Raw genomic sequence first — 11,891 nt, 5'->3', positions numbered from 1 at the left:
CCGGGGGGGGGGGGCCGGCCTCGTGGGCGGACCCGTGTCAGTACGAGCTGACGCTGCCCGTGGAGACGGCCGCGACGGCCACGATGACGACGAACACGAAGTAGACGACGTAGATCGCCGTGAACACGATGCTGAGGATGAGGCCCCACTTGGCGAGCTGGTTGTCGAAGCCGGCCTCGCGGGACTTCTTCTTGCCGATCGCGCTCAGCACGATGCCGACGGGTGCGAAGAGGAAGGCCAGGATGAAGCCGACGATGCCGAGCGTCTTGCCCGGGTCCTCGACGGGGGCGCCGTAGTACTGCGGGGCGGGAGCGGACTGCGGGGCCTGCGGGGAACCGTAAGGGGTGGTCATGGGGGTTTCTCGTTTCTCTCGCGCACACGAGCCTTAGTCGGGTGCGTGGGGGTCGTGGCGACGGGCGCCACGAAGTGCGGTGCTCATTGTGGTGGAGAAAGGCACCGCTGCACAGGGGGATTTCTCCCCATGCGGGTGAAAAACGAGAAGCAGGTCCGGAACGTGGGCCGGGTCAGGACGCGGCGCGGCTCGTCTCGCCCCGGAGGTGGTCGATCGTGTTCTGCACGTCGCGCAGCGTCGAGCCGACGTCGGCCCCCTGCGCCACGGTCTTGTCCGCGACGTAGCGGAGCTGGGCCGAGGCGGCGTCGAGCGCGACCTGCGCGTCGGTGAGGGCGATGACCGCGCGGCCGTCGCCGAACGGGTCGGCGGCTGCCTGGGCGAGCGCGGCGTTGGCCTCGTCGGTCGCGGCCTGGGCGTTCCCGACGGCGTCCTCGACCTCGCTGCGCAGGCCGGCCGGCAGGGAGGAGAGCTGGGTCGCGGCCTTCTCGAGGTCCTCGCCGATCGAGTCGACCTGACACTGGGTGTCCTCGAGGAACTGGGTGACCTCGGCGGCCGATGCGGTCGCGCTCAGCGGCAGCATCATCGCGAGGGCGAGGAAGCTGGCGGCGGCGAGCCGGGCGGCTGGTCCTGATGTCTTCGGCGACGTCATGTCGAGAAGTCTGCACGGCGAACCTGGGAAAAGACAGGGAGGACATGGACAGGAGGTGGAGATTTCGCCCACAGTCGCGGGGGACGCCCGCGCGCGGCACCTCGGCCACGACGGCCCGGTCGCGCGGGTAGCGTTGCTGCCGTGCCCCACCCCGTAGCCCCCGCCCCCGAGGCGCCCCGATGATCCGCCGCGCCCTGGCGCGCGCCTACTGGGCCGTGAGCAGGTGGACGCTGCGCACCGAGCAGCCCCCGACCGACCGGCCCGGCATCCTCATCGGCGCCCCGCACACGTCCAACTGGGACTTCGTGCTCATGCTCGCGATCTCGACGAGCGTGGGCGTGAGGGTCCGCTGGCTCGGCAAGCACACCCTGTTCAAGGGTGTCATGGGGCCGTTCGCGCGAGCGCTCGGCGGGATCCCCGTGGACCGGACCGACCCGAGCCTCGTCGTCGACGACATCGTGTCGCGGGTCCGCAGGGGTGAGGTGTTCTCGCTCGTCATCACGCCCGAGGGGACGCGCAGCAAGGGCGAGTACTGGAAGTCGGGCTTCTACCGGATCGCGCGCGAGGCGGGCATGCCCGTGACGCTCGGGTACGTGGACCGCACGACCATGACCGCGGGCCTGGGCCCCACGCTCGAGCTCACGGGTGACGTGCGCGCCGACATGGACCTGGTCCGCGCGTTCTACGCGGACAAGGCCGGGTTCGACCCGTCGCGTCGCACCGAGCCGCGCCTGCGCGAGGAGGACCGTCCCGCGCCGGACGCGGCCACGGGAGAAGCCGGCTCGACCGCCTGAGACGGGCGACGCCGTCGGGCCCGCTGCTCGCCTGCCCGACGGCGCCGCGCACCCCGCGCGCACCCAGCGCGCCTCGCCGGGGCGCTCAGCCCGCAGCCGGGTCGGTCGGCGCGTAGATCCGCAGGCCGCCGGGGACCATGGTGAGCGTCGCGCCGGTGACCTGGTCACCGTCGAGCTCGAGCGTCTCGCCGTCGTGCGCGAGGATCACGGGGTCGTGCGGGGCGCCGTCACCGAACCGGAGCGACAGGTCGGGCGTGGTCCAGGCGTCGAGCGCGAGGTGGCGTTCGAGTCGACGGACCCGTCCGGCGAGCGAGGACGCTGCCCCGCCCGCGACCGTCTCCAGGAACAGGCGTGCGCGGCTGTAGCGCTGCTCGGCGCGCCCCGTGCGGACGTCGAGCACGCCGTCGTCGAGCCGGATGCGCTCGACGGGCGCGAGGTTCTGCGGGACGTACTTGTTGACCCCCGCGAAGAACGACCAGTAGCTCCCGACGACCCCGTCGACCGACACCCGGAGCGGGGTCGCGGAACGCAGCACGCGCGACGTCGCCCAGACCGTCGCTGGCCACTTCCCCAGGCGCTTCTCGGCGCGTTCGCGCTGCGACACGAGCTCGGGGTAGATGCCGAGCGAGAACGTGTTGAGGACCGTCATCGGGTCCTGCCCGTCGACGCGGAGCTCGGCGACGTCGACGCGAACGCCCGACCCCGCCTGGACGGCCCGGACCGTCGCGGTCATCGACGTGAGGTCGGCGGCCTTGGCGAAGTGGTTGAGCGTGCCGCCGGGGAGGACGACGAGCGGGAGGTCGTGCTCGCGCGCTGCGGCGGCAGCGGTCGCGACGGTCCCGTCGCCACCGCTGATCCCGAGGGCTCGGGCGGGGCGGGCCTCGCTGTCGCCGTCGGACCCGCCGGTACCCTCGCCCTTCGCCGCCCGGTCGTAGATCTCGCGCAGGTCGTCGCCCTCGGCGAGCACGTGCACCCGCGCCTTCGGGAGGTCGCGGCGCAGGACCTCGAGCGGGTCCTCCTTGAGGATCCGCCCGGACCCTGCGGCCGTGTTGACGACGACGAACAGGCCCTCGCCGTCGGGGAGCGCGGGCACGTCCGTGGGCGGTCCGGCGGGTACGTCCGGCTCGGGCCCCGGTGGGGAGGGCACGAGCCACCGGCCGAGCACCGCGAGCCCGACCCCGAGCGCCGCGCCCCCGACGACGTCCGAGAACCAGTGCGCGCCCACGTGCAGCCGCGAGTACATGACGGCCCCCGCGACAGGAGCGACGACCAGCCCGGCGGCGGGCCACTCCAGGGCCACGCCCGCGGCGAACGCCCCCGCGGTGGCCGAGTGGCCCGACGGGAACGACGGCGTCGTCGGGTAGCGGCGCAGGCGCCGCACGAGGGGCAGCGGGTCGGCGGAAGGGCGGTCGCCGCCGAACAGCCCCTTGCCGAGCAGGTTCGCGGTCGCGCTCGCGGCGGCGACGCTCACGAGACCCCGCACCGCGGCGCGGCGGCCGCGCGCGCCGGTCGCGGCCAGCCCCGCGCCGAGCCCCATCCACAGGACGCTGTGGTTCGCGGCGGTCGTCAGGCGCACGAGGGCCGCGTCCGCCCGGGGCCCGAGCTGTCGCCGGTACGTCCGGTCGTTCATGCGGCGGTCGAGGCGGGCGACGGCGGGGAACGCCTCGTGGGGCTTGACGAGGCCCGTGAAGCGCGGCTTCCGTCGCGGGGTCTGGGGTGGCGGGACGGGAGCGGACGACATCCAGCCACGGTAGGACGCTCGCGCCCCGTCCGCCCACCCACGCCGCCCCGAGGGCGCCCGCGCACCCGGGGGAGCGGCGCCGTCGGGCCTCTTCGCGCGGCCCGGCACCCTCGTTCTGACACAACTCCGATAAGTTCTCCCTATGGGCACCACCCCCGACCCGATCCGGGTCTTCCTGCTCGACGACCACGAGGTCGTCCGCCGCGGCGTCGCCGCCCTCCTCGAGGCCGAGGACGACATCACGGTCGTCGGCGAGGCCGGCACCGCCGCCTCCGCGCTGACCCGCATCCGCGCCGTCCGACCCGACGTGGCCGTGCTCGACGTGCGCCTGCCCGACGGCTCGGGCGTCGAGGTCTGCCGTGACGTGCGCTCCGAGATGCCGGAGATCGGCTGCCTCATGCTCACGTCCTTCGCGGACGACGAGGCGCTGTTCCAGGCGGTCCTCGCGGGCGCCTCGGGCTACGTCCTCAAGCAGATCCACGGCTCGGACCTCGTGGGGGCCGTACGGACCATCGCGGGCGGCGGCTCGCTGCTCGACCCGGTCAGCACGGCGCGCATCCTCGACCGGCTGCGCACGCCGCAGGCCCAGGAGGTCGACCGCCTCGAGGGGCTCTCGCCGCAGGAGCGCCAGATCGTCGACCTCATCGGCGAGGGCATGACGAACCGGCAGATCGGCGAGCGCCTGTTCCTCGCGGAGAAGACGGTCAAGAACTACGTGTCGCACATCCTCTCGACGCTCGGGCTGCAGCGCCGCACGCAGGTCGCGGTCCTCGCGACCGAGATGCGCACGGAGGACCGCCCGCGCGGCTGAGCGGTGTGCCGCGGCGGTGCCGCGGCGTCGAGCAGCACGGAGATGCCCGACGACGGAGCGCACGTGGGTGCGCGGGTCGCGCTGGGCGCGTGATGTTCGACAGATGTTCGACACGCCCCTAGGGTGGGAACATGTCGCAGAGCACCGTCGGCTTCCGACCGACCGCCGAGGAACGCCGACTCCTGGAGGAGATCGCACGCAAGGGCATGTCCACGAGCGATGCCCTGCGCCGCGGCCTGCACCTCGTGGCCCACGAGCAGTGGCTCGACCAGGCGCGTGCCGATGCCGAGATGCTGCGTGAGGAGAACCTGAACGACGAGCCGGACGCCTGGTGATCCGCGGCGCCGTCTACCGGGTCGACCTCGGTGCCCTGCGGGGGCACGAACAGGGCGGGCGTCGGTACGGGCTCGTCCTCTCGCCCTCGGAGATGAACTGGTCGGTGGCGACCATCGTGCCGACCTCGACCAGCGCCCGACCGGCGACGTTCCGGCCCGAGCTGGTCATCGATGGGCAGCAGACCCTGCTCCTGGTCGACCAGATCCGGACCGTGGACACCGCCTACCTGGTGGGAGACCCCGTCGACCACCTCAACCACGACGAGCTCACCACGGTGGAGCAGGCCGTCATCCACTACCTCGGGCTGGTGTGATCGAGCTCCGCAGCCGTGCGGGCGCTCCTGGCTGACCGTCAGGCGTTCGGGATCCGCCACACGAGCGCGGTACCGCGGCCCGTGGGACCGACACCCGTCGACCCGTCCGCCGTCGACGCGTCCCCCGGCCCGCCGGCGGCGCCCGCGAGCTCGCGCGCCGCAGCCTCGGCCGGTCCGACGGACAGGGTCCCGCGCAGCGCCTCGGCGCGCGTCGCGAGGTTGTGCAGGCCGCCGCGGTGGTCGCCCGCGTCGACGCCCGCGCAGCCGATCCCGTCGTCGACCACGGACAGGGTGATGGCGTCGTCGGTCACGCGCAGCCGCACGTCGACGCGCGACGCACGTGCGTGGCGGGCCACGTTGGTCAGGGCCTCGCCGACCACGACCACGAGCTGGTCCGCGACTTCTGCGGGCACGAGCGACGAGTCGTCGCTCTCGATGATGATCGAGGGCGCGAACCCGAGCGCGGACGTCACCGCACCGGCGGCCGCGGTCAGGCGTTCCTGGAGGCTCGCCTCGGGGGGAGTGGTGGCCTGGAGCGCGAAGATCGTCGAGCGGATCTCGCGGATCGTGTCGTCGAGGTCGTTGACGGCCTCCTCGACGCGCGAGCGCACGAGCTCGTTCTCGATGTGCTTGGTCGTGCTCATGAGCGTCATCGCGGACGCGAAGATGCGCTGGATGACGACGTCGTGCAGGTCGCGCGCGATGCGCTCGCGGTCCTCGAGCACCGCGACCCGGCGCCCGTCCTCGTAGAGTCGGGCGTTGTCGACGGCCACCCCTGCGGCGGCGGCCAGGGCGCGGACCGCGGCCTCGTCGTCGCGCGTGAAGGGCGACCCGTCGCGCTTGTCGGTCAGGTAGAGGTTGCCGTAGACGGAGTCGCGGACCTGGATGGGGACGCCGAGGAACGTGTGCATGGGAGGGTGCCCCGCGGGGTAGCCGGACGCGGCCGGGTAGCCCTCGATCTTGTCGACGCGCAGGGGGTGCGGGTTGCGGATGACCTCGCCCAGCAGGCCGTGCCCGTGGGGCCAGTGGTCGATCGCCTCGACCTCGGAGTCCTTCATGCCGACCGGCACGAACCGGCCGAGCCGGTCCCCGTCGCGCACGCCGAGCGCCCCGTACCGGGCGCCGGTGAGGTCCATCGCGGCCTCGACGATGCGGCGGAGCACGGTGTCGAGGTCGAGGTTGCTCGTGATGGCGACGACGGCGTCGAGCACGCGGTGCGCGACGGCAGAGGGAAGAGACTCGGTCACCCACGTGAGTCTGTCAGACGTTCGGACCGGAACCGGTCTCGGCAGGACCGGGACGTCGCTCTCTCGTGCGTGGTAGGTCTTCAGGTACTCCATGACTACCCCCTCGATCTCCGTGAGCTCCGGGTGTGTCCCCGGCCGGTCGGCGGGTGGCCGACCGGCCGGGGAAAGAGCGACGGCCCTCCGGGAGGTGACCGGGAGGGCCGTCGGGCGGGGCAGGGTCTCGCGTTCCCTGGTGTTCCCCGCGTCTTCCTGGGTGTATCGCCGTGGCGAGCGGATCGCGTCGCCGAACCGGGATCAGACCAACCAGGAGTTCTTGCGGACGAGCGGGAGGCTCTTCCACTGTCGGCCGAGGCCGAGGGTGTCACCGGCGCCGATCATGGCCAGCGAGATGATCGCGAGGGCCTCGACGACGTGGCTGTCGATGATCGGGTTGGTGGTCAGGGGCAGGGAGGCCAGGTACATGAAGCCGAGGAGGACGGTGCCGGCGATCGCCGCGATCCGCATCCCGATCCCGAGCATCAGGGCGAGCCCGATGCCGAGGAGGCCTGCCATGAAGAGCCAGTCGGCCCAGGCGGCACCGGCCATCCCGTTGAAGAAGCTCGCGAACGGACCCTGGACGCCGCCGAGGAAGCCGGCCGTGGGGCTGCCTCCGTTGATCCAGGCACGCTCCGAGGGGGTCGAGAACCCGAGCCCGAAGGTCTTGTCGAGGAACGCCCACACGAAGTAGAAGCCCATGACGATCCGGAAGACCCCGAGCACGATCTGCGTCGGGAGGGTCCCGCGGACCGCGAGGCTCGCGGTCGTGGTGGCCCCCGAGACCTCGTGAGGGACGGCACGTACTGCTCGGGCCGAGCGGGCCGAGCTGGCCGGACGTTCGATCGTTGCACTCATGTCGTCTGTCTTCCTCTCCAGGACCGGATCCCCATCCGGTGCGTTGACTCCATTCCACCGGAGCGGGAGGGCCCGGACCTGGGGCGAAGGTCGAGGAACGCGGGGGACCTAGGTCCCCTCGTGCCGGGACCAGCGGGACAGCGTCTGCGGGTGGGTCACGTGAACGCGGGATACCCGCCCGACGGCGTGGGTCCCCACTCGCGCTCGGCCCACGCGACGGCGTCGGACAGGACGGTCGCGATGCTCGGGGTGACGTCTCGCAGGTGCTCGGCTCCCCACCGCCAGCGGGACGTCACGAGCTGCCGGTACGACGGCGACCTCCCCTCGGGCCCCACGTGGGGGCGGTCCGCGACCGCGCCGTCGACGAGCCAGCCCGTCATGGCGAGGATCCAGCCCGCGCACGCGAGCAGGACGTCGCGGGTCCAGGCAGGCTCGACGACGGCGTCGGGCAGGTGCTTGCCCAGGCCCGCGGTGAACGCGGCGAGGAGCCCGTCGGTCAGGCCCGGCGGCGGGTCGAACACGCACCAGCACGTCGAGAACGGCATGAGCGTGTACGCGGCGTCGAGCGCGGGGTGGTGGACGTTGGTGTCCTCCAGGTCGAGGAACACCCAGCCCGCCCCGGTGCGCACGGCGTTGTCGGGGCACGTGTCGCCGGGGGAGACGACGGCGCAGCTCCCGGGCGCGCGCAGGCTCGCGACCGCCTCGAGGTCGTCGTGCACGAACGCGAGCATCGCGTCGAGCGGTTCGCGTGCGAGGTCCGTCGGGGTGGGCAGGGCCTCGACGAGCCGGTGCACCCCGGCGCGGGCGTCGGCGTCGAGGTCCCACCCCTTGACGACGCCGCGGGCCGCGAGCTCGCCCGAGAAGCGTTCGACGTGCCGCCCTGACGCCCCGGCGAGCGCACCGAGCGCGGTCGCCCAGTCGTGCGCGCCCTGCCAGGCGGCGTCGCGGTCGGTGCCGAGCAGGAGGTCGGCGAGCGTGGGGCCGTCGCCGACGTCGCTCATGACGACCAGGCGGTGCGCCTCGTCGACGGCCAGCAGGGTGGGGGTGTGGTCGAGGGTCAGGAGCCCTGCGACCTCGTGCTCGAACGGCAGGCCGTGCACGCCGGGACCGTCCAGGAAGCGCTTGACCACGACCGTGCTGCCCGGTGCGTGCGCCGCGGCTCGGGTCGTGTCGAGGCGGTCGTCCGCGAGCCCCGCGACGACGCGGGCACGGACGACCAGGGACCGCTCCGACCCGCCGAGGGCCTCGGGTTCGGCGAGCGCGGCGCCCAGCGCGATGCCGGCGAGCGCCAGGGTCTCGTCGAGGTCGGGGAGGGAGGTCCTGGCGGGCTCCGGCGTCGGGGAGGCAGAAGGCATGGCCCAGTGTCCCCGGGCCCCGAGGTGGGGTCAACGGGAACCGTGACGGACTGTCAGGAGGTCGCGCCCTCGACGTCCTGCGAGAACTTCTCGACCTCGCCGCGCAGGTCGTCGAGAGAGCTGCTCACGGCCTCGTCGGCCGACTTCACGGCCTCGGACGCCGACTGGAGCTGGGCCGAGGCCTCGTCGAGCCGCGCGCGGGCGTCCGCGACGCGCTGCTCGGCCTGCGCCTTGGTCTCCTCCGTCGCGGTGGCGGCCTCGTCGAGGGCGGTCTGGAGGTCCTCCGTCGCGGTCTTGGCCGAGGTCACGGCCTCCTCGACCTGTGCGCGCTGGTCGGCAGGGAGCGAACCGAGCGAGTCGACGAGCGACTGGACGTCCCCGCCGATGGTCTCGGCCTGCGCCTTGGCGTCGTCGAGGAGCTGGTCGAGCTGGTCGCTCGAGATGGAGATCTCGGGGATCGTGATGCTCCCGTCGTCGCCGCACGCGCCCAGCACGGACGTGGACAGGACGAGCGCGAGCCCGACGGCGGCGCTCCGGCGGGTGCGTCGGACGCTGGCGGTGTGCGTGGCGTGTGTGTCCATCTCCCCATTGTGCCGACGTCGGATGAGAAGTCACCCATGAACGTCCCGGACCAGGGTGGCGCACACGCCGAAACTCCCTCAGGCTGGAGTCTGGCCGTGTTCGCAGATACCCTCGCACGGTCGAACGTCGCAGAACGGACATGGGAGTCTCGTGGTGACCTTGCCGACGCACCGGGTGCGTTCCAGCGGCCCAGGGGGCAGGCATGGCGCGCACCGCGCCGCGCCCGCCGCCACTGGCGCGCCCGCTGTCGACGACGCCCCTGCAGTGCTCGACCAGGCCGACAGGCCGAACGAGCCCGCCCGTCCTCCGGCGGAGCCCCACGACCACGTCGATGCCCGTCATGCGCGACGCCCGGCGCGGGCGGTCCCGCTGATCCTCTCGTCGACCCTGGTCCTCGGGTCGGCCATGACGGTCGGGTTCGTCGGGTCCTCGATCACGCACCGCGAGGCGTGGTCGGTGCAGTACGCGGCGGACGAGCCCGTGGCCGGCGCCGCGTTCGGCGTGCAGCCCCCCGCCTACGAGCCACCCAGCGAGGACGTCCAGCTCGACCGCGTGGTCAAGATGCTCGACCGGTCCGACGAGGTCCTCGGCACCGATGCCGCGGTCTCGGAGCCCGTGCTGCAGGCGCGCTCGGAGCTCGGGATGCTGCTCGCGACCTACCAGGCCCAGCAGGCCGCGGCCGGCGGAGGCGCCCGGGGGTCGGTCGACGCTCCTGGGCCCGTCTCGCCCGGCGCCCTGCCCGGTGAGGACCTCGCGACGCCGCCCGCCGCACCGACCCCTCTCGCCCCGACGCCCCCCGAGACCCCGGGCGAGCCCGGGGCGCCGGAAGCGGGCGCCGGGCAGGCGTCGACCGTGCCGCCGTCGACGGGCACACCGTCGACGCTCGTACCGGCCGGCCCGGGGGTCCAGCCCGCCGCGAACCCGGTGGTCCCGCCCCCCACGACGGCCGACGAGGGGTACGGGGCCGCGGACGTCCTGGCGACCGATCCCGACCCGTACGCACCCGGGGCGGCGGGGGCCGTCACGCCGGGACTTCCCGTCCCGCTCACGACAGCCACGACGCCCACGCCCCCCGCCGACGGCGCGGCGGACGGGTTCGACCCCGAGACAGGCCTGCCAGCAACGCCTGCCCCCGACCCCGCCGACCCGACCGACGACGAGGCCCCGTCGCACGAGGGCCTGGTGACGATCGACGACGTCGTCGCTGCCGCGACCCGGCTCGCCGAGCTCATGGGGCCCGCGTACGCGCTCGCGGCCGTGGGCGTCGTCCCGGCGGACGGCCAGGTCCCTGCCGACATGACCCTGGCCGACCAGCTCGCCGCCGCGGTCGCGAAGTACGCGGACAGCACCTCCCAGTACGCCAACGGACAGCTCCCCGACGCGGTGCTGTGCACGCTCGCCTTCGCCCCCGGGCACAGCCTGCGGTGCGACGCCGCCGAGCAGCTCGAGGCGCTCGCGGCCGAGTACCAGAAGGCGTTCGGCAAGCCGCTGCGCATCACCGACTCCTACCGCAGCTACGACGACCAGGTGGCCGTCAAGGCCGCGAAGCCGTTCCTGGCCGCCGTCCCCGGGACGTCCCAGCACGGGTGGGGTCTCGCGATCGACGTCGGCTCCCCGGTCTCGACCGGGACGAGCGCCGAGTACCAGTGGATGCGTCTGCACGCCCCGGACTACGGCTGGGACAACCCCACCTGGGCGCGTCCTGACGGGCGCAAGCCCGAGCCGTGGCACTTCGAGTTCTACGCGGCCGGGGCCATGCCGGACCGGTACGAGCCAGGGGCGGAGACGACGCCGACGGCACCTCCCGTGCCGACGGCCCCCGCCTCGCCGTCGACTCCTCCGCCCGCGCCGTCACCGACGAACCCCGTGCCGACGCCGACCCCGACGACCCCGGTCCCGACGGACCCGCCGCCGACCCCGACGCCGACGCCGACGACGCCGGAGCCCACCCCGACGACGCCGACCCCGACCCCGACGACGCCCGAACCCACCCCGACGACCCCCGCCCCGACGCCGGACCCGACGGACCCGCCGACGACACCGGCACCGTCGCCGACCGAGTCCTCCGTGGCTCCCTCGACCTCCCCGACGAACATCCCCGCGCCGACCGCGACGTCCGGAGCCCAGTGACCGCCGCGGCCCCCGACTCTCCGGACGCGCGCGACCACGCGTTTCTCCGGGTGTGCGTCGACCTCGCCCGGGAGGCGCTCGACGCGGGCGACGAGCCGTTCGGGTCGCTGCTCGTCGACGCCGAGGGGACGATCCTGCGCTCGGACCGCAACCGGGTCCGCGGCGGGGACGCGACCCAGCACCCGGAGCTCGCTCTCGCCAGATGGGCTGCCGAGCACCTGGACGCCGAGCAGCGGCGGACGAGCGTGGTCTACACGTCGGGCGAGCACTGCCCCATGTGCAGCGCGGCTCACGCGTGGGTCGGCCTGGGACGGATCGTGTACGCCGCGAGCAGCGCCCAGCTCGTCGGGTGGCGTGCGGGATGGGGCGTGCCCCCCGGACCTGTCGCGCCGCTGCCGATCGCCACGGTCGCCCCCGGGACTCCGGTGTCGGGCCCCGACCCGGCGCTCGTGGACGAGGTCCGGGCGCTCCACGCTCGCCTGCTGGGCGTGGACGACCACTAGGGCGGCCTCCCGTACGGCACGGCAGGCACGACGGTCGAGCCACGACGTCGGGGTAATCCGGTCGCGGCCCGCCCGCCCGACCCCGTAGGGTTGCCCTCATGTGGATCTGAGCCTGCTCGCGAGACCCCCTTCCTCTCGCGCCCCGACGTCGCCCCGCGACACGCCCTCGTCGTGTCCTGGCTGCGCT

At 73.8% G+C, this 11,891-nt stretch carries 13 protein-coding genes; 6 read left to right on the top strand and 7 right to left on the bottom strand.

The features are described 5' to 3' along the window. Positions 1–37: 37 nt before the first annotated feature. Both H9640_RS07135 and H9640_RS07130 read right to left on the bottom strand, forming a co-directional pair. Positions 38–352, bottom strand: coding sequence for a DUF4190 domain-containing protein (locus H9640_RS07135; protein WP_191790010.1), 315 nt, complete (start codon positions 350–352; stop codon positions 38–40). A 172-nt stretch (positions 353–524) separates the two neighbouring features. After that, entirely contained in the window at positions 525–1,001 is a 477-nt protein-coding gene (locus H9640_RS07130) for a hypothetical protein (RefSeq protein ID WP_191790009.1), read from the bottom strand. Positions 1,002–1,180: 179 nt separating this feature from the next. On the opposite strand from H9640_RS07130, the gene H9640_RS07125 reads away from it, so the two are divergent. Beyond that, positions 1,181–1,795, top strand: a complete 615-nt coding sequence (locus tag H9640_RS07125) for a 1-acyl-sn-glycerol-3-phosphate acyltransferase (RefSeq protein ID WP_191790008.1) — start codon at positions 1,181–1,183, stop codon at positions 1,793–1,795. A gap of 85 nt (positions 1,796–1,880) precedes the next feature. Here H9640_RS07125 and H9640_RS07120 read toward each other — a convergent pair whose 3' ends face one another. Then, entirely contained in the window at positions 1,881–3,536 is a 1,656-nt protein-coding gene (locus H9640_RS07120) for a bifunctional phosphatase PAP2/diacylglycerol kinase family protein (RefSeq protein ID WP_191790007.1), read from the bottom strand. Positions 3,537–3,678: 142 nt separating this feature from the next. Between H9640_RS07120 and H9640_RS07115 the strand changes: the two genes are divergently transcribed. The 3 genes from H9640_RS07115 (at position 3,679) to H9640_RS07105 (ending at position 4,996) form a co-directional block, all read left to right on the top strand. Continuing rightward, positions 3,679–4,347 carry a response regulator gene (locus H9640_RS07115; protein WP_191790006.1) on the top strand — a complete coding sequence of 223 codons (669 nt, stop codon included), beginning with the start codon at positions 3,679–3,681 and terminating at the stop codon, positions 4,345–4,347. Positions 4,348–4,478: 131 nt separating this feature from the next. Further along, positions 4,479–4,682: a hypothetical protein gene (locus H9640_RS07110; RefSeq protein WP_030152361.1), complete on the top strand. Its 204-nt coding sequence runs from the start codon at positions 4,479–4,481 to the stop codon at positions 4,680–4,682. Beyond that, the gene (locus tag H9640_RS07105) at positions 4,679–4,996 is read left to right on the top strand and encodes a type II toxin-antitoxin system PemK/MazF family toxin (RefSeq protein ID WP_191790005.1); all 318 of its coding nucleotides are present in this window, start codon (positions 4,679–4,681) and stop codon (positions 4,994–4,996) included. The genes H9640_RS07110 and H9640_RS07105 overlap by 4 nt, the downstream gene beginning before the upstream one ends. A 38-nt stretch (positions 4,997–5,034) precedes the next feature. Here H9640_RS07105 and H9640_RS07100 read toward each other — a convergent pair whose 3' ends face one another. The 4 genes from H9640_RS07100 to H9640_RS07085 all read right to left on the bottom strand — a co-directional run bounded on the left by H9640_RS07100 (position 5,035) and on the right by H9640_RS07085 (position 9,070). Further along, the gene (locus tag H9640_RS07100; protein WP_318243687.1) at positions 5,035–6,243 is read right to left on the bottom strand and encodes a GAF domain-containing sensor histidine kinase; all 1,209 of its coding nucleotides are present in this window, start codon (positions 6,241–6,243) and stop codon (positions 5,035–5,037) included. 294 nt (positions 6,244–6,537) lie between these two features. After that, positions 6,538–7,134, bottom strand: a complete 597-nt coding sequence (locus tag H9640_RS07095; RefSeq protein WP_191790003.1) for a hypothetical protein — start codon at positions 7,132–7,134, stop codon at positions 6,538–6,540. A 155-nt stretch (positions 7,135–7,289) separates the two neighbouring features. After that, the gene (locus H9640_RS07090) at positions 7,290–8,489 is read right to left on the bottom strand and encodes a hypothetical protein (protein ID WP_191790002.1); all 1,200 of its coding nucleotides are present in this window, start codon (positions 8,487–8,489) and stop codon (positions 7,290–7,292) included. A 53-nt stretch (positions 8,490–8,542) separates the two neighbouring features. Further along, a complete protein-coding gene (locus H9640_RS07085; RefSeq protein ID WP_191790001.1) occupies positions 8,543–9,070 on the bottom strand; it encodes a hypothetical protein in 528 nt (175 codons plus the stop codon). Between the two features lie 406 nt (positions 9,071–9,476). Here H9640_RS07085 and H9640_RS07080 point away from each other — a divergent pair, with 406 nt between their 5' ends. Beyond that, positions 9,477–11,201 (top strand): M15 family metallopeptidase, encoded by a 1,725-nt coding sequence (locus tag H9640_RS07080; protein ID WP_191790000.1) that lies wholly within the window; start codon positions 9,477–9,479, stop codon positions 11,199–11,201. Beyond that, positions 11,198–11,704, top strand: coding sequence for a nucleoside deaminase (locus tag H9640_RS07075; protein ID WP_191789999.1), 507 nt, complete (start codon positions 11,198–11,200; stop codon positions 11,702–11,704). The genes H9640_RS07080 and H9640_RS07075 overlap by 4 nt, the downstream gene beginning before the upstream one ends. Positions 11,705–11,891 lie beyond the last annotated feature (187 nt).

The sequence above is a fragment of the Oerskovia gallyi genome, from assembly GCF_014836745.1.
GTDB classification, from domain to species: domain Bacteria; phylum Actinomycetota; class Actinomycetes; order Actinomycetales; family Cellulomonadaceae; genus Oerskovia; species Oerskovia paurometabola.
Note: the sequence above shows the minus strand (reverse complement) of the source record. Positions and strands in the feature narration are given on the sequence as shown.

Bases quoted from the DNA above. Each gene is read 5' to 3' on its own strand.
- H9640_RS07135 (WP_191790010.1), bottom strand. From the start codon at position 352: ATGACCACCCCTTACGGTTCCCCGCAGGCCCCGCAGTCCGCTCCCGCC.
- H9640_RS07130 (WP_191790009.1), bottom strand. From the start codon at position 1,001: ATGACGTCGCCGAAGACATCAGGACCAGCCGCCCGGCTCGCCGCCGCC.
- H9640_RS07125 (WP_191790008.1), top strand. From the start codon at position 1,181: ATGATCCGCCGCGCCCTGGCGCGCGCCTACTGGGCCGTGAGCAGGTGG.
- H9640_RS07120 (WP_191790007.1), bottom strand. From the start codon at position 3,536: ATGTCGTCCGCTCCCGTCCCGCCACCCCAGACCCCGCGACGGAAGCCG.
- H9640_RS07115 (WP_191790006.1), top strand. From the start codon at position 3,679: ATGGGCACCACCCCCGACCCGATCCGGGTCTTCCTGCTCGACGACCAC.
- H9640_RS07110 (WP_030152361.1), top strand. From the start codon at position 4,479: ATGTCGCAGAGCACCGTCGGCTTCCGACCGACCGCCGAGGAACGCCGA.
- H9640_RS07095 (WP_191790003.1), bottom strand. From the start codon at position 7,134: ATGAGTGCAACGATCGAACGTCCGGCCAGCTCGGCCCGCTCGGCCCGA.
- H9640_RS07090 (WP_191790002.1), bottom strand. From the start codon at position 8,489: ATGCCTTCTGCCTCCCCGACGCCGGAGCCCGCCAGGACCTCCCTCCCC.
- H9640_RS07085 (WP_191790001.1), bottom strand. From the start codon at position 9,070: ATGGACACACACGCCACGCACACCGCCAGCGTCCGACGCACCCGCCGG.
- H9640_RS07080 (WP_191790000.1), top strand. From the start codon at position 9,477: ATGACGGTCGGGTTCGTCGGGTCCTCGATCACGCACCGCGAGGCGTGG.